The sequence below is a fragment of the Pseudomonas sp. WS 5059 genome, assembly GCF_012985525.1.
In the GTDB taxonomy this organism is placed as follows: Bacteria; Pseudomonadota; Gammaproteobacteria; order Pseudomonadales; family Pseudomonadaceae; genus Aquipseudomonas.
Map to the genome: position 1 here is coordinate 538,905 of NZ_JAAQWO010000002.1, position 21,920 is coordinate 560,824.

Below are 21,920 nucleotides of genomic sequence, written 5' to 3' on the forward strand. Positions count from 1 at the left end.
GACAACACATAGCTCCCACAGGTTGAACATCACTGTCTGTTAGAAGGTCGTGCGCAAGCCCACCTGCACACTACGGCCTGGCGCCGGCGCGATATCGCGCAGGATCGAGCTGGCATAGCGTACGGTCTGGTTGGTCAGGTTCTCGCCGTTGACGAACGCCAGCCACTGGCTGCCGCCCAGGTTGAAGCGATAGCCGGCACTGGCGCCCAACGTGGTGTAGCCATCGGTGCCGCTTTCGTTGCTAGGCACCCGGCCCTGGCCAGCAGCATGCTCAACATCAATGCGCGCTTGCCAGCGATCCAGTTCCCACAGCAAGCCGCTGTTCAGACGCAGCGGAGCAATTCGTGGCAGGGCTTCGCCAGTATCCAGGTTGGTGGCGCGGGTGTAGTCGCCCGACAGTTCCAGGGCAAATTTACCATAGGCATTTTCGCCAAGTTTCCAGTGGTCCTGGGCTTCGAAGCCGACGAAACGTGCGCGCACACCCGAGTAGGTGTATTCCGGGATGCCATCGGCAGCCTCTTCGCCCTCGTCATTCAAGGTGCGACCGCTGTTCAGCAGGCCGATGTAGTTGGAAAAGTGGCTGTAGAACACGCCAACACTGCCCTTGTGCGTGCCATTGTCAAAGCGCAGGGCCAGGTCGCTGGCCACGGCTTTTTCCTTGGACAGCTTGGCATCGCCCACTTCATAGGTGCCGGTGGCGACGTGGGCGCCATTGGCATACAACTCGTAGAAGGTCGGCGCGCGTTCGGTGTAGCCCAGGGTCGCGGCCAGAGACCAGATCGGGGTCAGGGTGTAGACCGCACCCGACGACAGGCTGCCGGCAGTGAAGCTGCTGGAGCTGTTGGCATTGGCAAACCGCTCGTTGCCTTTGCCATCCGGGTCGACGGTGGTGTGTTCCAGGCGCCCGCCCAGGCTCAGTTTGAGGCGTTCGGTGGCCTGCATTTCTTCGAGGATAAACAGCGCGCCGGCATTGGTATCGGTTTGCGGTACGAAAGCTTCCTCGCCCAGTGCGGAAAATTCGCTACGGCTGACCTGGGCACCGACGATGCCATCGAACGGCCCCAAGGGCTGGTGCCGCGCCTCGATGCGCGCTTCATAGCCCTTGTTCTTGAAGGTGGTGCCGGTTTCGCCGCCTTCGATTTCCCGGTGTTCGTAGTCGGTGTAGCCGGCGTCGAGTTTGACCGAGGTAAACGGGCCTTGCAGGTTGCGGATCTCGGACGCGAAGGCGTAGTGCTCCTGCTGCATGCGGATGCGCACGTCCTGTTCGGCGGGCGAGCCGTAGTTGCTGTCGGAGTTGCTGTAGGACAACCCGGCGTAACCGTCGTCCCACGTGTAGGAACCGCCCACTGCACCACTGTCCTGACGCCCGTCGCTGTTGCCCAGGCGGCCGTTTTTGCCGGGGCCGTTTTCGCTTTCCGCAGCGTGGCGGCTGCGGGCGTAACCTGGGATTTTCAGGTCGTTGAATTGTCGTGCGCTGGCATCCAGGTGCAGGGCGAAGGTGCCGTTGCCGGCCTCCAGTTTGCCCGCGCTGCTGCGGGTGGTATCGGCGCCGCCGTAGCGCAGTTCGCCCGCGCCATGGATGCCTTCGATGGCTTCGGTGGGGATGCGGTTGTCGAAGGTATTGACCACCCCGCCGATGGCGCTGCCGCCGTAGAGCAGGGCGGCCGGGCCACGGACGATCTCGATGCGCTCGACGTTGACCGGGTCCAGCGGCACCGCATGGTCATACGACAACGACGAGGCATCCAGCGCGCCGACACCATTGCGCAGGATGCGAATGCGGTCGCCATCCTGGCCACGGATGATCGGGCGGCTGGCACCGGGGCCGAAGTACGACGACGACACCCCAGGCTGCTTGTTCAGAGTTTCGCCCAGGCTGCCTTTTTGTTGCAGGGTCAGGTCATCGCCTTCCAGCACGGTGCTTGGCGAGGCCAGTTGTTGGCTGCCCAGCGGGTTGCCGGTGATGACTTGGGGTTGCAGTTCCAGGGCGTGGGCCTGGGTACTGATCAGCAGGGCAGCGGCCAGCGGGGTCAGGCGCCAGAGAGGGGAGAGGGACATCGGGGGTTCCTTGGCAAAGCAGAGAGGTTGGATATGAATGGTTACAATATAACATCTCTTTTTCCTCCGGGAAGCGGAACTTTTCATAAACCCCTGTAGGAGCGAGCTTGCTCGCGAAGATCGTCAACGATGACGCGGGCAGCCTGAATACACGCAGTGCTCCTACGTTTTTCGCGAGCAAGCTTGCTCCTACATTGGTTCGGGAGTGGGCCTACAATCATGGCAATGCTTCCACCTGCCTGGCCTCTCGGCTAAGGTGCGCGGCTTCCTCTTTATTTACTTGGCAAAGGCCCGGCATGACCGCATCGAACAACAACCCCCTGCACGGCGTTACCCTGGAGCAGGTGCTCACCGCACTGGTGGCGCATTACGAATGGGAAGGCCTGGCCGAGCGCATCGATATCCGCTGCTTCAAAAACGACCCGAGCATCAAGTCCAGCCTCACCTTCTTGCGCAAGACCCCGTGGGCGCGGGAGAAGGTCGAAGGCCTGTACGTCAAGCTGATGCGTACCAAACGCCCGCTGGACTGATCCCATGAAGCGGTATGTGGCGGCAGCGGCGCTGGCCGGTTGGGCAGGCCTGGCGATCCAGCAATACTTGATCCTCTACTCACGCTGGCTGGTCGATGCCAGCCTGTTGGGCGGGTTGGTGAATTTCTTCAGTTTCTTCACGGTGCTGAGCAACACCCTGGCGGCGGTGGTGCTGAGTTATGCACTGGTGAGTCGGCCTTCGGCCGGGCGCAGTTTCTTCCTACAGCCTGCGGTCAGCAGCGGCGTAACCGTGAGCATCGTGGTCGTAGGGCTGGCCTATAGTGTGCTGCTGCGGCATTTGTGGAGCCCCGAGGGCTGGCAGTTCATCGCCGACGAACTGCTCCACGACGTGATGCCGCTGCTGTTCCTCGGCTATTGGTGGTGGTGCGTGCCCAAGGGCACGTTGCGCTTCGGGCACATCGGCTACTGGGTGATTTACCCGCTGGTGTATTTCGTTTATGTGCTGCTGCGCGGGCATGTGCTGGGGCAGTATCAGTACCCGTTTATTGATGTAGGCACCTTGGGTTATCCACAGGTGTTTATGAATGCAGGGGGGATATTGCTGGGGTTTGTGGCGGTGGCGTTGGCGATAGTAGGGCTGGACAAGCTCCCCAGGGCAACCAAGAACTAATGTGGGAGCGGGCTTGCCCGCGATTGCAGTGGATCAGTAGCAAATGTGCCGACTGATACAGCGCAATCGCGGGCAAGCCCGCTCCCACATTTTGACCGAGTACGTCCTATTCTTCGCTGCTGCCCTCGGCCCGCCAGTAGCCTACCGCCTTGACGAACTCGTCGTTAAGCTGATGTTTATCCAGCAGCACCCGCCGAACCTGGCGCGACAGCTTGGTCTCGGTGGCGACCCAGGCATACAGCGATCCACCCGGTAGCTGCAGGTTCTCCACGGTGCTCAGCAGGTCATCGACCCCGCGCACCACCCAGATCACCTCGACATTTGCCGCACTGCCAAGCGCCTGCTTTTCATGCACATCGGCAATTTCAATCACCGCCAGTACCGTGCGCCCGGCCGGCAGTTCTTCCAGGCGCCGGGCAATGGCCGGGATCGCGGTTTCGTCGCCCACCAGCAGGTAGCTGTCGAAGATATCCGGCACGATCATCGAGCCCCGTGGCCCGCCGATGTACAGGTGTTGGCCGACGGCAGCCTGTTCGGCCCAGGTCGACGCCGGGCCGTCGCCATGCAGCACAAAGTCGATATCCAGCTCGCCAACGGCCAGGTCGAAACGCCGTGGCGTGTAGTCGCGCATCGCCGGTTGTGGGCCTTCGCCCTTGATGGCGAAGGTCGGGCTTTGCAGCGCAGCCAATTCAGCGGCGTTCTGCGGGAACAGCAGCTTGATATGGTCATCGCTGCCCAGGCTGACAAACCCGGCCAGTTGCTCGCCACCCAGGGTGATGCGGCGCATGCGCGGGGTGATATCGACCACCCGCAGTACGTCCAGGCAGCGGCGTTTAATCTCGTGGGTGACGCGGTGGATGACGGGCTTGTTCATTCACTTTTCCCCTGTACAGGTTGGACGGCGGGGCCATCCACAATGGCTTGGGCGGTGCTGTTGAGCAGCTCCGCGACACGCGTGATTTCTGCCGGGCTCCAGCGCCCGTGGTGCAGTTGCAAGGCATGGCGCAGGTTATGCACCGCCTCGTGGATCTCTGGTGGCCGGTCATGGCCGCGCAGCGAACGCTTGCTCACGTCGATGCGCATGCGCACACCGTCCAGGGCAATTTTCTGTTCGCTCAAGAAGAGACGTCCGGCGTCGGTGATTGTGTAGCGTTTTTTCCCGCCCTCGGCGTCGCCACTGATCAATTCGCTCTCTTCGAGAAAGGTCAGGGTGGGGTAGATCACTCCGGGGCTGGGGCTGTAGGCACCGTCGAACAGCCCTTCGATCTGGCGGATCAGGTCGTAGCCGTGGCACGGCTGCTGGGCGATCAGCGCTGGCAGGAGGATTTTCAGGTCGCCGGGGGCAAAGACCCGCGGGCCTCGGCCACCGCGCTCGCGGCCTGGGCGTTTCTCGAAGCCGTCGCGGCCGTCACCGGGTTCACGGTGGGAATGATGGTCTCTCATTGTGCTGCTCTCTGTGGTTATCTAAGACATAACGTAAGATATATCTTATTGCTCAAGCAATGTGTTCTGACGAACGGTAGGCTGGCACTCCTGCCTGCGGTACCCGGTCTGCCATGTCAAATAATTGCAATATCCACTACAAACTAACGAGTTCTCGGCTTAAATAAGGCGTGGAGTCTTTGCTCTAAATCGAGTGATGATTAGTTGTGCTGGTGCATGTAATACATTTCTGACGGAATGATGTTTTCAGTATGTAAGTTAAACAGGTTTCAGTTGTCTTCCATGTATGACAGTTAGTCCGTGATTTATTGAGAAATAAGGTTTTTTTCTGCCTGTGTATAAGGGCTGGAAAGTACGTGTTACACGGAATTTGCTGGCTTACCTGAAGTTGAATTCGGTTGATCATTTACTTGCGTCTTAGGACTCGACTTCTTCATTGAATGTTAGGTTTTTTGCGCGGCGTGAAGTTTCGATCGACTCGAATCTTTAACTTACTTAAAAAGCACCAACAGGTATTTAACGATGCTGAAAAAAACTGCTCTCGCCCTGCCACTGGCCTTGCTGGCCGTCGCTTCCTCCAGCGTGTTTGCTGCCGGTGAAGCCACCAGCGTGATCAACATCAAGGCCTCGATTCCTACCAAGCAGTTCCACGCCCAGCCGCTGGATCCGGACTTCGGTAAGGACGAAACCATGACCTACAACACCGTCACCGGTCAGTTGAGCTCGCTGCGGGCCACTTATGCGGTAAAAAACACCGACGGTTCGATCAACGCCTACATCCAGGGTGGCCCGGCTTCCCTGACTAACGGCACTTCCTCCATTCCCCTGACCACCACCTTCAACGGCGTGACTCTGACCGCTAACCCGCAGCAAGTTGTCGATGACGCCAGCTCGACCCCAGGCACCCAGGCCGACATGGTGGTCGCCGCTGCCAAGCCAGCCGACACCGATGCGGGCCTGTTCACCACCGACTTCACCGTGGTGTTCGACCACGTGCCACGCGTCTCCAACCCTTGAGCGCGGCGCGTTGATCAATAAGTCCTGGCTTGTTGCTTGACCTCTACCGATCGACAGGCAGCCGCTGTCGGTTGATCGGTATTCAAGTCTTCCCCTGAGCGTAATCAGAGTATCCGTTCATGTTCCCGATGATTCTCATCGCGGCAGCGCTTGCCTTGTTGTTTTGTACGGGGGCGTTTGCAGCTGACGCGGCAACTGGCACAACCCCAAGAAGTTTGCTGTCCCAGGCCAAGGGTTTACCGGCGGACTTTGAAGAACATTTTTTTGATGTGCCATTGGCGGTACGGGTCGAACTGGACCAGGAGTAGTGTCCGAGGCGATGATCGTCCTGACCCGCGATGACCGCCTGACCCTGCTGGATTTCACTGACCACGAAGGCAGTGTGATCAAGGACATCGACCGCGACCGCTGGGGTGACTACCTCAAGCAGGGCGTGTCCCTGGGCACCTGCGCCACTGATTGCCCGGAGCAATTGCTGGCAGTGCACTACAACCTGGAAAAGTCCCTGGTCACCTTGCTGACCGAGAACGCCGAGCGCGATGGCCTCCAATCCCAGTACTACACGCTGCCCACCGCAGGCAGCAGCGGCTTGATCGTGCGTAACCAACTCAATATCAGCGGCGGCCAGGGCCAGGACCTCGGCGGGCGCCTGGGCCTGGATGCCAGCGGCAGCCTGGGTAACTGGAACCAAGTCTTGAACATGCAGTTCTCGCGCCTGGGCGGGCCGGATGATGACGACCTCAACCACGCGGTGTACTCGCTCTACGGCCAGCGTGAATTGCACGGGCAATTCCTGCGCCTGGGTTACTTCACGCCCAACGCCGAAGGCCTGACCCGCCAACTGCGTACCTTCGGCGCCAGCCCCGACACCGCCGTAGGCGTGATGTATGGCAGCTCCGACAGCCTGATGATCAGCAACCCCAAGCCGAGCATCTACCCCATCTACGTCACCGCCAACCGCCAGGGTTCGGTGGAGATCTACCGCAACGGCCTGCTGATCAACACCCAGGCGGTCGGCACTGGCCTGCAAAGCCTGGATACGCGGCCGTTGCCCGGCGGGATCTATGAAGTGGAAGTGCGCCTGCTCGAAGACGGCCAGGTCACCAACACCACCCAGGAGTTGGTGTACAAGCCCAACAACTGGCGCAACCTCGACAACCGCTGGCGCTATAACGTGTTTGCCGGCCAGGAAAGCAAGCTGCTGAGCAACTGGGACAACCAGTCCAGCGGCGACCTGACCGCCGGAGCCTCGGTCAACTACCTGGCGCACCCACGGGTGGTGCTTGGGCTGTCCGGGCGCCAGGTCAAGGACAGCATGCAGTACGGCACGTCCATCGACTGGAGCCTGGCCAATAACTTCAGCCTCTACGCCAACGTCTACCAGACCGATGACTACGGCACCGGCGTGGACCTCAACAGCCTCTATAACTACGGCCTGGGCAGCGTGGTGTTCAGCCACACCCGCAGTTGGCTGGATACCCGCAACACCTACGAAACCCTGCCCGACGGTACGCGCATTCGCCAGCGCGATGTGTTTGTCGGCCAGACCAGCCTGTCGTCGGTCTCTCTCAGCCATCGCTTGAGCAACCTGCGCTCCATCAGCGCGCGGCTGTCCTACAGCGAAGGCAATGTGCAAGGTACCGGCCTGGACCTGGGCTGGAACGAACGCAGCCATCTGTTTGGCAGCGACGCCAACTGGCGCTTGTCGCTGTTCGACCGCCCGGCCAGTGCCAGCACTGGCGACAAGCGTAACCGTGGGGTCGACCTGAGCGTCAGCCTGGCCCTGGGCGGCCCAGGCGAGCAGTGGGCGGCGAGTATCGGCACGCGCACCTCCCGCGAGGGCGAACGTGACAACAATGCCTCGCTGAGCTACCGCCGCGACCTGCAAGACCACGTGCTGCAAAGCGTCTCGGGCACGGTGCTGGCCGACACCTATGGCGTGGGCCTGTCGGGCATGGCCAGCTTCCAGACCGACAGCGTCAATGGTGATGGTTTTGTCCAGCGCTCATCGTTTAACAACGACCTCACCGGTGGCCTGAACCTGGACAGCACCTTCGCCTTAGGCGGCAACCGGATGGTGCTGACCAGCCAATACTCCGGCGCGGGCTCGGGAATGATTGTCGACGTAGAAACCGATGTCGATGACATCGTCCTGCGCGCCGATGACTTGAGCGGTGGCAGCACGGTCCTGCGTCCGGGGCGCAACTTTATTCCGATCACCGCCTACAAGGGCAGCTCGGTCAGCTTCGACTTCGACGGCAACCACGCGCCTGCGGCCAGTATCCAGCCGCCGCGCGCTGCCTACCACCTGAACAAGGGGGGCGTGGACTACCGCAAGGTCAGCGTGATGCGCAGTGTCACGGTGCTCGGGCGCCTGGTGGACCCCGAGGGCAAGCCGCTCAAGGGCCATCACATCATCAACCACGCCAGCCGTGGGGTGAGCGAGGTCGACGGGTTCTTCTCCCTGGAAATGAACGCCAGCTCGCCCACCCTCGAAGTGCGCCGCGATAACCGCCTGCTCTGCCAGTTCCGCCTCGACACCAGCGGCGCGCGGGAGGCCGACGACGTGCTGATGATCGGCGACCTGCGCTGCACGCCGGACACCCTGGCCGATTCCACCTTTACCACTCAGACCGCAGGTTGAGGGTCATGACGAGATTGCCTAGCACCATGAGACGTATCAGCACCTTGATCACCCAGCTTGGGGCCGCGGGCGCGGCACTGTTGTGCAGCTCCACGGCGCTGGCCCTGACCCAGGACATCACGGCGGTATTTACCCCGGACCCTGGCAACCCTTTTGTGAACACGTTTCGCAATACCACGCCGGTCAGTTCTATCTGTCAGTCGCACATTCCCAGCCAGTGCAAGGCGCTGAACTTGTTCAGCCTGCGGATCCCGGCGTTCGACGCCCTGAGCAACGCGCCGATCCAGGCCAACCACGAAGATGAGCGCCAGGGTTTTATGGTGCAGGTGCCCTCCAGTTGGCGTGATGCACAAGTCACCCACACCCGCACCGGGGAAGTGGAGACCGTGCAGATGCGCATCGCCGGCTTCGGTGGGCTGTGGCAGGTTTCCTATCCGCCGGGCGTGTCGGGCTGGGCCCAACCGGGGGTGTTTTGGACGACTCAATGGCTCAGGGCCCCAAGCCCTTGCGTCAGTACTGGCCACCTTGCGGCGGGTCGGCAAACGGCGACCTACTTCTGGATCGTCCCGGAAGGCGCCGGGGTGTGCAGCCGCAAGCCGTCCCAGGACCTTGACTACATGCGTATCTACCAAATGGAGTACGCCTATGAGATCCGCACGCCCAACCCCTTGGGTATGTCCAGTGGCGAGTACACCGGCAGCCTGACCTACACCCTGGGGCCACGGGGTGACTATGACTTTGGTGATGTGCTGATCCCCACCGACAACCAATTGACCTTCAACTTCAACCTAGAAGTGCAGCACCAACTCCAGGTGGAGGTCCCGCCGGGCGGCAACCGCGTCGAGTTGGTGCCCCAGGGCGGCTGGCAAGCCTGGGTCAACCAGGGCCGCAAGCCGGCGCGGCTGTTTCGCGACCAGACCTTCAATATCTCTGCCTCGTCACGCTTCAAAATGCAGATGACCTGCGAGCGGGTGATCGGCGACACCTGTGCCTTGCGCAACACCAGCGACGGTCACGAGGTGCCGGTGGATGTCGCCGTCAGCCTGCCCCACGGCCTCAACCGTGAGGATGGCGCCGGGGTGATCCGCCAACCGCTGTTGCTCAGTGGCGTCGGCACCGAGATGTTGCAACCGACTTTCTACGTCAACCGCCGGCCCGGCACGTTGCACTTCGAGGTCAAGAAAGAGTACGCCGACCAGATGCTGGAGCGTGGCGGCACCACCTATGCGGGCCAGGTCACGGTGGTCTGGGATTCGGAGCTTTAAATGAGGTGTATGGGTATGAAATATCTGTTGGCGCTGTGCACGCTCTGCTGGCTGCCGCTGTCGATGGGCGCGCCGAACATCAATGTCGGCGTGTTCTACGACTACCTGGCTGAGGACAAGAGCACCTACCTCAAGCGGGTGTTCAACAGCGGCGACAGCACGGCGTTTATCAAGGTGTCGGTGATGGAGATTGTCTACAACGCCGACGGCACTTCCGAAGAAGTCGAACTTAAAAGCAACCCCGAAAACACCGCCCGTGACGGCTTGGTGGCGACCCCGGCGCGGCTGATCGTACCGGCCAACGGCATGCAGGGCACGCGCCTGCTGTACCTCGGCCAGCTCGACAAGGAGCGTTATTTCCGCCTGCGTTTTGTGCCGGTGATGCCAGAGCCCGAAGACGGCTTTGTGGTGTCTAGTGAAGAGCGCGAGACCTACAAAAATAGCCTGTCGGCCGGGGTCACGGTACTGGCCGGGTTTGGCACGGTGTTTTTCGTGCGGCCCAAACACAGCCGCTTCGCCACCCGTGTCGATGAGCGCAACGACGCCTATGGCCTGCACAACGACGGCAACAGCGTGGTGGTGGTGGATCAGTTCAAGGACTGCCCCACTGGCCAGACCCAGGAGTGCCTGCCCGTGACCAAGAACCACATCCTGCCGGGGCGCAGCTTCAGCTTTGCCAAAGAGGCCGGGCGTACCTACCGCTTTACGCTGGTCGAGGGCCGCGCGAAAAAACACTACGAGGTCAAAGGCTGATGATCATTCAACGCGCCCCCGAACCCCCGCGCCGCTCGGGCAAATTGTGCAAGGTGCTGATGGCAACCCTGCTGCTGCTCGCCGTGGCCCTGCTCAGTACCCAGGCCCTGGCGATTCGCGAAGAACAGGTGTTTGACGTCACGGTGAGCATTCCCACCGCAGACTTTTATGTGCTGCCGATCCGCCCCGCGTTCCTTGAGCGCCAGCAGGAAATGACCTGGAACCTGGTGACCCGCACGCTCAAGCCGCTGCGCGAACAGTTCGACGTGAAGAACAGCGGTGGCGGCATTGTCGCGCGCCTGGGCCAGTTGCCGACCCTGTCCAATGGCCGGCGCCTGATCCTGCTCAATGTCGAGTTCAACGGCCAGTTGCTGGATTTGACCGATACCCAAGTGGTCTCTGCCGAGCAAGCGCGGGCCGGCAAACGTGTGCAGCTGGAAATTTCCGCCGTCGAGCCCGAGGACGGTTATGTGGCCGGCGACTATTTTGGCAGTGTGCATCTGATCTTCGACGCGCTGCGCCCGTAATCAATGAGGTGCTTATGAAATACCTGTTTGCAGCACTGGGAATGTGCCTGTGGTCGCTGAATGCCCAGGCGGGACCGGCGATCAATGTCGGTGACTTCTACGACTACATGAACGGCGACAAGAACACTTACCTCAAGCGCGTGTTCAATGGCGGCACCAGCACCGCGTTCGTCAAGGTCGACATCACCGAAATGCTCTACAAACCCGACGGCAGCTATGACGAAGTGCCGCTCAAGGACCAGGCCGGCACTGGCCTGGTACGCGATGGCCTGATGGCCAGCCCGGCGCGCCTGATCGTGCCGGCCAACGCCATGCAGAGCACGCGCCTGCTGTTTATGGGCGAGCGCGACCGCGAGCGTTACTTCCGCGTGCGCTACCTGCCGGTGGCGCCGGAGAAGGACGACGAGTTCGGTGTCAGCGACGAAGACCGCACCGCCTATGAGGCCTCGCTGGCGGGTGGGGTGCGGGTGATGTCCGGCTACGGCACGGTGTTCTTCGTACGCCCCAGCCAGAGCCGCTTCGACACCCGTGTCGAGAACGGCGGCCAGCGCTACACCTTGCGCAACGCCGGTAACACCGTGGTGGTGGTAGACGAGTTCAAGGACTGCGCCGTGGCCGATCGCCTGGACTGCGCGCCAGTGACCAAGAACCACATCTTCCCTGGCCGGGTGTTCAGCTTCGACAAACAGGCCGGGCGGATCTATCGGTTTTTCCTGGTGGAAGGCGCGGCCGAAAGGGTGATTGAAATCAGCGGCTAGCCCGGCGATTACGCAGCTCTCGCGCCGCCATCAAGGCGGTGCGGGTGCGCTGGCGCATCCACTCCTCGGCGTTGTAGCCCAGTTCCTCCTCACGTTTTTCGCAGGCAGCTTGGAATTTCAGCGGGTCTGCCAGGTTCGACTCGATCATGCCCTGCGCCTTGGCCAGGGCAGCGATCTGTGTGGGTAACGGTACTTTCTGCGGCACCTGTTCCCACATCTCTTGCAGATCAAGCAACTGCTCATGCTGGGTCCTGAGCCACTGCTGCTGTTCGGCGTATTGGCCGGCATAGCGTTTTTGCAGCCAGGCGCGCCAGTGCGGGTCCAGCAGCATGCGGTTGACCAGGCCGTCACCGTTTCCCAGCTCCTGCACCCAGGCATAGGCCGCGTCAATCTGCGCGGCGCTGACCCGGGCGGTGCTGCGGTACAGCATATGCTCGGCGATCCACGGCAGGTCCAGGCGCACGGCAAGTGCGGTCTGGTAGGCCAGGTAGATTTCTACCTCATCGACCTGGCCGGCCACGCCGTCGACCACTTCGGTGAGAAACCGCAGGCCCTGGCCGCCCTCGGCGACCGGCGCCAGGCGTTGTTGCACATCGGTGCGGATCACATCGTTGAGCTGTTGCAGGCGCGCCCGGCCCCTGATCAGGGTGGCCAGTTGCAGTTCATGCGCCTCTGGCGTCTGCGCCTGGTGCTCGATCTGGTAGAGCAGCACCTCGACCCCCAGTTCATTGAAAATCTGCGTCCCCGCATCCGGGCAGTTGCTGGGGAAGCTGGCCATCTCGAACAACCGTTTGCGCAGCGGCGTGTCGACCACCGCCGCTTGCAGCAAGAGCCACACCTGTTGCGTCAACTGGCGGTGGTTGGCGGCGTAGCGTTGTTGATCTTGCGGGGTCTGGAACACCTCCGGCTGCTCCAGGGCCTTGAGCACCTCGAACAAACCCTGGGAGCCATGTTCGTGCTCCAGCGCGTCCCAGACTTGCCGGGCTTCTTCCCGGGCGGCCGGCGACAGGTAGTTCAGCCACGGCGTGCAATCGCCGCGAGGTTCATAGGTGCGCTCCGGGTCCAGGCCGACCGACGCGCGGTAGGCTTTGAACTGTTCGCGTTGCAGGGCGTCCAGCGCCGAGCGGTTGAGGTAGGTGCGGGCCACCAGCGCGGCTTCGCGACTGCCCAGGGCCACCGCGGGCAGGCGGGTGATCGCGGTGCCTTGCAGGTTCAAGAAAAACGGCGCCGGTCGCGGCACCTCGAACAGCCCCTCGGGCCAGCGCTTGATTGGGCTGTGGCTGAGGTCCAGGTGTATCAGGTCGCGCATGCGCCCGATGTCCGGCGCTTGCTGGGCGCGGGTGTTGTTGAGCTTGAGGCGCCGCAGGTAGCGCAGGTTTTTCAGGCGGGTGATGTCTTCGACCGGCAACGTCAGCGGGCACCCGGCCAGGTCGAGGTCTTCCAGGTGGCGCAGCTCGCGGATTGCCTCAGGCAGGCGGGTCAGCGGGTTCTCTGCCAGATACAGGGCCGACAGTTGCGGGAAGTGCTGCAGGAACTGGCCGTGGGCCGGGCCGAACTGACTGCGGATCAGGTTCAGCTCCGTGACATGGCTGAAGTCGGCGCGCAACGGCGGCAGCGTATCGGGCAGTGTCACGCCGCTGAGGTCCAGGCGCGAGCCGAGGGGCTCGGTGGCGGCGCGGATCTGGTCCTGCCAGCATTCGAGAACTTGCCCCTGAATGAAACTGCGCAACTCCCGTTCCATGGCGGGCGGATGATGCCCCGGCTGGCGCGACCAGTGCGCCAGATCGCCGTCCAGACGGTAATGCTCAACGATTAACTGGTTGACCCGGGAGCCGATCTGCTCGTGGCCGACCTTGTCCATAAAGGCCAGGATGCGCGCTTCGCTCTGGTGCGCAAAGACTGTCTTCAAGGCGTTCAGGATCAACGCGTCTGCACTTCTGAGTACCGCAGTGCGCACGGGTATGGGTTTGCCGAGCAGCTTCAGCGTTTGCGGGTCGGCGTGGCGTGGGACCGGCAGTTGGGCCAGGGCGGCGCGGCGTTCGGCCAGAGGCTCAAGGGTGGTCAGCAGCCAATGCCGCAAACCTTCGCCCTGGCCGGGGCCAAGGCCCAGGGCCCGGCGGCTGTCGAGGGGGGCGGCGTGCAGCAGGGCTTCGTACAGGGTGTCGAGGTCATGCAGCTTGCGGTGCTCGGCATCGCGCACTTCGTAGCCCAGGTGGTCTTTCCTGACCAGGATGCGCCGGGTACTGGCGTTGGCCGGCCCTGCCTCGCAGCGCAGCCGGCCATCTGCGCTGTGCTCGCGGATTTGCAGGTGCAGGTCGGCAAACCAATCGCTGTGGCGTTTGAGGGTGCCGAGCAGCATGCGTTCGCTGTCGATACTCTGGCGCCAGGGGAAGTAGAAACCTTCATAGGCGTGGCTGGTGCCGGCGCTGAAGTGCAATTCGCGGGCGAGGTTTTTCAGGCGCAGCGGCAGGCGCCCCTGGGTCGCCATCAGGTTGCGCTCGGCTTCATCGGCAGTGGCGAGCAAGGCCCGCGCCACGCTCGAATCCATCTGCGCGAAATGCTCGCGCAGCAGGCGGATACCCGGCTCATCGGACAGCTCGCGCAGATGATGGGCGTACTGGCCGATCTCTGGCGCCTGGCGGGTGACGTAGGCCGCCAGTTGCTCGCGCAGGTGTTGCACTTGCTGGGCCTCGGGCACCTGGGCGCCGAGCAGGGCACGGGTTTGCGGCTCATCGAGAAAACCCAGTACCTGTTCCGGCAACTGGCCGGACATGACTTGCGCCACACTCAGGCGCAGGGTGTCGGCAGGCGCCGCAGCGAGGTTGCCGTAGCGGTGCGAATCGCCGCTCAGGCTGGCGCTGAGGAACACTTGCAGGGCCTTGTCCCGGGGCCAACCCTCCAGTTCGGTGACGGTTTGCTCGAACCAGGCGGAGTCTGGGGCCAGGGGCATGCCTGCGCGGATCTGCGCGCTGGCCTGTTGTGCGCTGGCGTAGGCCTCGAAGCGGTTCAGGGTGTCGGCCAGCAACGGCGGCAGAGGCTGCTCATGCAGGTACAGGCCGCGCAACTGGTCGTCATCGCAGCCACTGGTGCGGCGGATCTGCTCCAGTTGCGCGGCGCTGAAAGCCTCGGCCCTGGGCCCGAGGCGGCGCATCAGGGTGGAGCTGTCCCAGGTTTGCGGCTGCTCGGCTTCATGCACCACGATGCCATTGCCGCGCCGATGCACGTGGGGCCGGTAGGCATCCGCGCGGCGCGGGTGGACGATGCGCCCGTGTTGCACCTGATACTGCGCACCCTCGTGGCGCATTAACGGTTGATCTGCGGGTGCGCCCGGGTCGGCGACATAGGGCGCCAGGTCCGGGTTCCACAGGCGCCGGCGGCCGTCGGCGAGCGTCACTGGCGTGAGCCCTTCGACAAACGCCGACAGCTTGAGGCGCAGCGGCGCCGCCACCTGGATGCCGGCGGCGAACAGGCCGAACTGCACCAGGTCCTGGGCCACCCCGATCAAATGCTGCGCCGCCTCTGTGCCCCGGCCCTGGGCCCAGTCGAGCACCCCCTCGAACACCTGGTCGGTGAGCTGATAGGCGGTGTAGGCGAGCATCACTTCCCCCAGCCCCGGCACAAACGGGGTGAGCACTTGCAAGGCAGCATTGAGGATATCGCCGAGGATTCGCCCCAGGTTGTCCCACCAGGCCTGGCGGGCCAGGCGGTCGACGCGGCTGGTCGAGACGGCAATGTCCTGGGCGTCATTGAGCACTTTGTTCAGGTGCACCCGGTAACGGTAGTGCCACAGGTCATTGTTGCCGCTTGAATGCGCGCGGTTCTGGTAGTCGTCGGCAATGGGCTGCACATGGAATTGCAGGTGGGGATGGTCCAGGGGCGTGTCTTGCCAGGTCGGTTGGCTATCGGTCGCGGCTTTGGCGCGCCACTGCACCCGGCTCAGGCGGGTATTGAGGTTGGCGAAAAAAAAGCCGCGCTGATCATGGTCGACAAAGCGGCTGAAGAACACCTGATAGCGTTCGCTGTCACGCAACTGGCGGGTCAGTTCGCGAATGAAGGCCAGGGGCGTGGGGTATTGCTTGAGGGGGTGCGCAGGGTCGTCCGGCACATAGGCAATCACCCGCGCCGCCGAGTGGGGCGTGGCGCAGAACAGCAAGATGCCGGTCAGGCGCGTGTTCATCAGGTCCAGGGTGTGGCCGGCAAGCACCTGGCCATCCAGGCGCAGGGCCGTGTTGCCAGCGATCAGCGCGAGCACTTCGTCACAGGCATCCTGGGCCAGGTCGCCCTTGACCAGGGCCAGGTGGGCGGCGGCCTTCAACGCGGCTTGGTGCTGGGCGATCACCTGGCGGCGCAGGTCGCGGGCCACCGTGGGGTTGTAGACACCCATGACAATCTTCAGATGTTCACGGTAGTGCCCGCCGATGTTCAGTGCGCGGCACAGTTGCTTGAAACCCTCGGCGGTCAGGGGCGTGCCGCGGGTCTTGTGCTTGAAGGTCAGGCTGCGCTGCTGCCCACGGGCATCGGCGCCAGACAGGAAGGCATAGTCGACAAAGCTGTCGGTGGCGGCAAAGTTATGCAGCGCCGCATCCAGCAGCGACAGCGCATGGCTGGTGACGCCTGACTTGAAGTCATGTACCCACCAGGCTGTCGACGCTTTGACATACAGGCGCACATAGGTGTTGCGCACATCAATCGGACCATAGTCGGCGCTTAGCGCGCCGCCCAGGATGCGCTCGGCGTAGGCATACAGATCATTGAGGGGCTGGAGGCGCTTATCCAGGGTGTTGAGGGCTTGCCAGTGGCCGGCGATAGCCTGCCGCAGGTTGGCGTGCTGCGCCGGCGCGGCGTTCGGGTAGGGCGCCGGGTCCTGGAGCCCGACGGCCTGCAAGGCATCCAGGCGGTGCAGGGCGGTGGTTTTCAGCCACGGCGGCAGGGCACTTTCAAGCAATGGGTAGTGCCGGCCTTGAAACGTGGCCGGGCGCGGGGAAGGGAGTAAATCAGCCATGCAACAGATCCTGAAAAGAGCCATGAAAGCGCTTCAGTCTATTTTGGGCTGGGGCCGAGAATAAGTTTGAATACTGGGTCCAACAGGCCGCTTACACAGGCGAACCGTTCAAAAATCATCACCTTGAAAACAGCCGGTTACCGCCCTGGTTCAGCGCCATTGAGGCGGGGGCACACAAGGTGTGGCTGCCCGGTTGCAGATAAGGCGTGAGGATCGGCGCCATGCCCTTGAGCACCTGCACCGGCAAGGCCGAGGTGAAACTGAAGCCCTGGGCCGTGGCGCCGGGGACGAAGGCGGTCAAGGTGCCGAAATGGTGCTCGCCGATGTAGAACACAAACGTCGCCGTGCGGTTGATGGCCTTGGAGCTGAGCACGCGCCCGCCGGCCCCGATGGCTTCGATGCGGTTGTCGCCGGTGCCAGTCTTGCCACCCATGGCCAGTGGTGTGCCGTCGGCCAGCTTGAAACTGCCGGCCACGCGCTTGGCGGTACCGGCATCCACCACTTGCGACAGCGCCTCGCGCAGGGCCGTGGCCACGGCGCTGGGCATCACCCGCTTGCCGCGCTCGGGGTCGTTGACCAGGCGTGTGTCGTAAGGCGTGCCGGCGGCAAAGTGCAGGCTGTCGATGCGCAGTGTCGGCTGGCGGATACCGTCGTTGAGAATAATCCCCACCAGTTCGGCGAGCGCGGCCGGGCGATCGCCGGAACTGCCGATGGCGGTGGCGAGGGACGGTACCAGATGGTCGAACGGGTAGCCCACCTGTTGCCAGCGCTGGTGGATATCCAGGAAGGCCTCGATCTCCAGCATGGTGCGGATGCGGCTGTCCCGAGCGCTCTTGTGCCGGCTCTTGAACAGCCAGCTGTAGACCTCCTGGCGCTCGTGCGTGCTGGCCGCCACCGCCTGGGTGAAGGTGGCGTCGGGGTGTTGCAGCAGGTAGCCGAGCAACCACAGGTCCAGGGGATGGACCTTGGCGATATAGCCCTGGTCCGGCAAGTCGTAGGCACCGGGGCCGTAGTTCTGGTAGAGGTTGGCCAGGCGTTCGTCGCTGAGTTTGGCGCGGGCCGTGGGGTCATTGAGGTGGGCGCGCACAAAACTGTTGAAACTTTGCTGGCTGGCCTGCGGCAACAGGTAGCGGTGTACGGCGGCCAGGCGGATGGCGGTGGGGTGCAGGCTGTCGAGAAAGGTGTCGAGGCGCGCCTGGGTGTCCTTGTTACGGTACTTTTTCCAGAACCGCAGCAAAAAGGTGGTGCCCTCGCGGTCGGCGAATTTGGCCAGGTATTCCTGGCGGCGCGGGTCGCTGTCGTCCTTGAGCAGTTCGGCGCTGTTGTTGGCGCCCTGGTAGGTGCTGTAGCGCACCAGGTCGCGCATCAGGCGGATAAATGGCAGGTTGATCGACTCGCGTAGCGCCTCGCGCAAGGTCGGGTTGCGGCCGTTGTCTTCGTTGCGAAAGTTATGGAAGTGATGCAGGCCGCCCCCTGTGAAAAAACTTTCGCCGGGGCTGGCGGAGTAGTGCCGGTCCAGGGCTGCGGCGAGCATCGTCGGCAGGTTGCGGTCACTGTTCTGTGCCAGGTAATCCACGGCCCAGCATGTCAGGCGGTCCTGCTCGTCGATGACGACTTTTTTCAGCGCCGCCGGGCTCTGGTCGGCATAGCGTTGGTGCAGTTCGCTGATGATTTGCATGTAGGTGGTCAGCACCCGCAGCTTGGCGGTGGAGCCCAGTTCCAGCTTGCTGCTTTCATTGATATCGAAGGGCTGGTCGGTGTTGTCGGTCTGCACCCGCACCCGGGCGCCGTCGGTGGTCATTTCGTAGAGGGTGAAGCTATAGCGCACCTGGGCCGTGCTGGCGGGGGTCAGCAGACGCGGCCCGAGCAGGCCGAGCTGGCCGGCGAAGGCCGGGTCGGCCAATTGCTTGAGGTACGCGGTGGCCTGGCTTTGCAGATCGCTTTGCAGGGTGCTGGTGGCGGCCAGGTCGAGGCGGTCGAGGTCGTACAGCGGGCGATCGAGCAGGGCGGCCAGGCGGCTGCGCGCGACACTGATGCCCTTGTTGGTTTCTATGGGCTGCAGGGTCGGTTGCTGCTGCCAGTTGCGGTAAGTGACCTGGCTGGCCAGTGCGGCGCTGGCCAAGGCCGGATCGATCACCGCGTTCTGCGCCAGCAGGCGGATATGGCTGTCGGTGAGGCTGGCCAGCTCGTCGCGGCCCTTTGACAGGTAGTGGGAAGGACGGCGCTGGGCGATGGTCAGCGACAGCACTTCACGCAGGGCCAGGCCTTTTTGCGCAAGATCCTTGGGGTCGTCACTGGCCAGCAGGCTGTTGGTCCGGTTGAAGTCGGCGCCGTACCAGACCCGCAAGCCTTCGGCCATACCATGCACTTCACCATGCCCGGGCACCGCCGACAGCGGCACGCTGTTGAGGTAATCGCGCACGATCGCCTGGCGCGCTACCAGCGTCTGGGGGCCGTCCAGGTAGGTGCGCACGCTGGCGGAAATCATCTGGCGGATCTTCTCGCCACCCGACAGTGTCAGCCCGTCGGGCGAGTGGCGATATTTCTCCAACTGCGTGGCCAGGGTGCTGCCGCCTGCAGTCTGGCCCGGCAGGTGCAGCAGCCGGGCCACCTGCGACCAGGCGGCCTTGGCAAAACGCGGCCAGTCCACGGCGGGGTTGGCCTGGGGCTGGGCGGGGTCGAGCAGCTCGCGGTTCTCGATAAACAGCAGGCTGTTGACCACCACCGGCGGGATCGCGGCAAAGGTCGGATAGAACTGCTGCGGGTAGCTGAACTGGTACAGCGGCTCGGCGCGGCAATCGCTGATCGTCAGGCCTGCCTGGATCTTCTCGTCATAGGGCACAAACAGCCCCTGGCGGCTGTAGTCGAGCAAGGCCTGGGAGAACTGCGCCTGGCTCTGGATCAGGTAATTGCGCTTGAGCAGGCGTGGCAGAAAATCACTCAGGGCACTGTAGCCCAGGCGTTTGTCGAAGGGGCCGGCGCCGGGGTAGACAATCGCCGCGCTCGGGCCGGGCTGCACCTGGTAACTGAGGGTGGCGGCGATCCGGCTGAATTCCCGGGCCTGCCACTTGGAGGTGCGCATTTCCCGGGACGCGGCATAGGCCAGGCCGATCAGCAGCATCACCAGCAATAGCCAGAACATGCGCCAGCCGAAGCGGCGTGGGCGGGTTTTTTGTGGCAAAGGCGGTTCATCCGCACTGTCGGTTGGCACCGCAGCCTGGGTCGAATCGGTTTGCCATAAAACACCCATAGTCGATTGATCCATTCACGCAGATTGATCGGACTTGTTTCAAGCGTAGTCGCTGATTGGTCCACGCAAGGAATTTGTCTGCGCCGGCCATGACCGACTACCACCGACGGCAGCGGGCGCGGCCTTTCGCAGCATCCAGGCCGGGCAGAGGGGGCGCGTGACGCAGACCCTGGCGATTCATCGCGGCGAAATCAACTTGCGCATGGCGCGCGAGCTGTTCTTTGACGCGCCGCCCTGGCCTGAGGGCGAAGTGCCGTTCTAGAGCCTTTGCGATTGGTAAATGCGACCAGGGTAGGGGCATGACGCTGCACCCATGCTGTGCAATACTCGCCGCCGTTTTCCAGGGAGAACGGCGTTCCAGGCAGATGATGCCTCGCCGTCATATCGGCTTTTGCCGAGAGTTCTCGCTGAATTTTGCCGTTTATTGAGTGAAAAGCTCTATAGGGAGCTTTTTATACTGCACGCCCGCTGATCTGGCCGGTTTTCCTGTCAGACGGATCTGCCCACAAGGTAGGCCCGGTGACCCAGGCGTACGAGCCCACCCGCTGGTACGCCCGAGACTCGGTGGTTCAATCCAATAACAAAATGAGGTTGTACCCCTATGCCTGTTGGCAACCATCAGCCCCACGGCGAGACCGCTTCCGGCGGCCCGCTCAAACGCGAACTCGGCGAACGGCATATTCGCTTGATGGCGCTCGGCGCCTGTATCGGTGTCGGTCTGTTCCTCGGTTCGGCCAAGGCCATTGAAATGGCCGGCCCGGCAATCATGCTTTCGTACATCATCGGCGGCCTGGCGATCCTGGTGATCATGCGCGCCCTCGGTGAGATGGCCGTACACAACCCGGTGGCCGGCTCCTTCAGCCGTTACGCCCAGGACTACCTCGGCCCGTTGGCGGGCTTTTTGACCGGTTGGAACTACTGGTTCCTGTGGCTGGTGACCTGCGTTGCAGAAATCACCGCCGTCGCCGTGTACATGGGCGTCTGGTTCCCCGATACACCGCGCTGGATCTGGGCCCTGGCCGCCCTGATCAGCATGGGCACCATCAACCTGATCGCGGTCAAGGCCTTCGGTGAGTTCGAGTTCTGGTTCGCCCTGATCAAGATCGTCACCATCATTGCCATGGTGATTGGCGGCGTCGGTATCATTGCCTTTGGTTTCGGCAACGACGGCGTGGCGCTGGGGATTTCCAACCTGTGGGCCCACGGCGGCTTCATGCCCAATGGCGTGCAGGGTGTGTTGATGTCCTTGCAGATGGTGATGTTCGCCTACCTGGGCGTGGAAATGATCGGCCTGACCGCCGGTGAAGCGAAGAACCCGCAAAAAACCATCCCCAATGCCATTGGCTCGGTGTTCTGGCGCATCCTGCTGTTCTACGTGGGTGCGTTGTTCGTGATCCTGTCGATCTACCCATGGAATGAAATCGGCACCCAGGGCAGCCCGTTTGTGATGACCTTCGAGCGCCTGGGCATCAAGACTGCCGCCGGCATCATCAACTTCGTGGTGATCACCGCCGCGCTGTCGTCGTGCAACGGCGGGATCTTCAGCACCGGGCGCATGCTCTACAGCCTGGCGCAGAACGGCCAGGCCCCGGCGACCTTCGGCACCACCTCGCGCAACGGCGTACCCCGCAATGCGCTGCTGCTGTCGATCTTCGCCCTGCTGCTGGGCGTGCTGCTCAACTACCTGGTGCCGGACAAGGTCTTCGTCTGGGTCACTTCCATCGCCACCTTCGGCGCAATCTGGACCTGGGTGATGATCCTGCTGGCCCAGCTCAAGTTCCGCAAAAGCCTGAGCCCGGCCGAACAGAAGGCCCTGAAGTACCGCATGTGGCTGTACCCGGTCAGTTCGTACCTGGCCCTGGCGTTCCTGGTGCTGGTGGTGGGCCTGATGGCGTACTTCCCCGATACCCGTATCGCGCTGTATGTCGGGCCGGTGTTCCTGCTGTTCCTGACCGTGCTGTTCTACGTGTTCAAGCTGCAACCGACCCAGGCCGGCGTCGGCTCACAGCGTTCGGCGTAAACCCTTGAGCCCTGGCCGGCCT

General features: G+C 62.9%; 13 protein-coding genes and 1 pseudogene. 9 read left to right on the top strand and 5 right to left on the bottom strand.

The annotated features are described in order from the left end of the window. Positions 1 to 39: 39 nt before the first annotated feature. Complete coding sequence (locus HBO12_RS07220; protein WP_170041802.1) at positions 40 to 2,058, bottom strand: TonB-dependent receptor; 2,019 nt, start codon at positions 2,056 to 2,058, stop codon at positions 40 to 42. Between the two features lie 296 nt (positions 2,059 to 2,354). Here HBO12_RS07220 and HBO12_RS07225 point away from each other — a divergent pair, with 296 nt between their 5' ends. Together HBO12_RS07225 and HBO12_RS07230 are read left to right on the top strand one after the other, a co-directional pair. Then, positions 2,355 to 2,588: a VF530 family protein gene (locus tag HBO12_RS07225; RefSeq protein WP_057438302.1), complete on the top strand. Its 234-nt coding sequence runs from the start codon at positions 2,355 to 2,357 to the stop codon at positions 2,586 to 2,588. 4 nt (positions 2,589 to 2,592) lie between these two features. Then, positions 2,593 to 3,219, top strand: coding sequence for a Pr6Pr family membrane protein (locus tag HBO12_RS07230; protein ID WP_170041803.1), 627 nt, complete (start codon positions 2,593 to 2,595; stop codon positions 3,217 to 3,219). A 106-nt stretch (positions 3,220 to 3,325) separates the two neighbouring features. Here HBO12_RS07230 and HBO12_RS07235 read toward each other — a convergent pair whose 3' ends face one another. Beyond that, on the bottom strand, positions 3,326 to 4,093 hold the full coding sequence (locus HBO12_RS07235) for a siderophore-interacting protein (RefSeq protein WP_170041804.1): 768 nt from the start codon (positions 4,091 to 4,093) through the stop codon (positions 3,326 to 3,328). Further along, complete coding sequence (locus HBO12_RS07240) at positions 4,090 to 4,662, bottom strand: PadR family transcriptional regulator (protein WP_169954489.1); 573 nt, start codon at positions 4,660 to 4,662, stop codon at positions 4,090 to 4,092. The genes HBO12_RS07235 and HBO12_RS07240 overlap by 4 nt, the downstream gene beginning before the upstream one ends. Before the next feature lie 522 nt (positions 4,663 to 5,184). Between HBO12_RS07240 and HBO12_RS07245 the strand changes: the two genes are divergently transcribed. The 6 genes and pseudogenes from HBO12_RS07245 (at position 5,185) to HBO12_RS07270 (ending at position 11,626) form a co-directional block, all read left to right on the top strand. Next, positions 5,185 to 5,679, top strand: a complete 495-nt coding sequence (locus tag HBO12_RS07245; RefSeq protein WP_169954488.1) for a CS1 type fimbrial major subunit — start codon at positions 5,185 to 5,187, stop codon at positions 5,677 to 5,679. A gap of 119 nt (positions 5,680 to 5,798) precedes the next feature. Further along, positions 5,799 to 8,323 (top strand): annotated as a pseudogene (locus HBO12_RS07250) (TcfC E-set like domain-containing protein). Positions 8,324 to 8,328: 5 nt separating this feature from the next. Then, positions 8,329 to 9,588, top strand: a complete 1,260-nt coding sequence (locus tag HBO12_RS07255; RefSeq protein ID WP_262376935.1) for a hypothetical protein — start codon at positions 8,329 to 8,331, stop codon at positions 9,586 to 9,588. A gap of 15 nt (positions 9,589 to 9,603) precedes the next feature. Beyond that, the gene (locus HBO12_RS07260; RefSeq protein WP_170041805.1) at positions 9,604 to 10,341 is read left to right on the top strand and encodes a molecular chaperone; all 738 of its coding nucleotides are present in this window, start codon (positions 9,604 to 9,606) and stop codon (positions 10,339 to 10,341) included. Further along, on the top strand, positions 10,341 to 10,868 hold the full coding sequence (locus tag HBO12_RS07265) for a fimbrial protein (RefSeq protein ID WP_262376936.1): 528 nt from the start codon (positions 10,341 to 10,343) through the stop codon (positions 10,866 to 10,868). Before HBO12_RS07260 ends, HBO12_RS07265 begins: the two co-directional genes overlap by 1 nt. A gap of 14 nt (positions 10,869 to 10,882) precedes the next feature. Beyond that, complete coding sequence (locus tag HBO12_RS07270) at positions 10,883 to 11,626, top strand: molecular chaperone (RefSeq protein WP_170041806.1); 744 nt, start codon at positions 10,883 to 10,885, stop codon at positions 11,624 to 11,626. Here HBO12_RS07270 and HBO12_RS07275 read toward each other — a convergent pair. Both HBO12_RS07275 and HBO12_RS07280 read right to left on the bottom strand, forming a co-directional pair. Beyond that, entirely contained in the window at positions 11,616 to 16,628 is a 5,013-nt protein-coding gene (locus HBO12_RS07275; RefSeq protein WP_170041807.1) for an NEL-type E3 ubiquitin ligase domain-containing protein, read from the bottom strand. The genes HBO12_RS07270 and HBO12_RS07275 overlap by 11 nt on opposite strands. A gap of 118 nt (positions 16,629 to 16,746) precedes the next feature. Next, positions 16,747 to 19,878, bottom strand: a complete 3,132-nt coding sequence (locus HBO12_RS07280) for a transglycosylase domain-containing protein (RefSeq protein WP_170041808.1) — start codon at positions 19,876 to 19,878, stop codon at positions 16,747 to 16,749. A 601-nt stretch (positions 19,879 to 20,479) separates the two neighbouring features. On the opposite strand from HBO12_RS07280, the gene HBO12_RS07285 reads away from it, so the two are divergent. Then, the gene (locus tag HBO12_RS07285; RefSeq protein WP_170041809.1) at positions 20,480 to 21,898 is read left to right on the top strand and encodes an amino acid permease; all 1,419 of its coding nucleotides are present in this window, start codon (positions 20,480 to 20,482) and stop codon (positions 21,896 to 21,898) included. Positions 21,899 to 21,920: the final 22 nt, after the last annotated feature.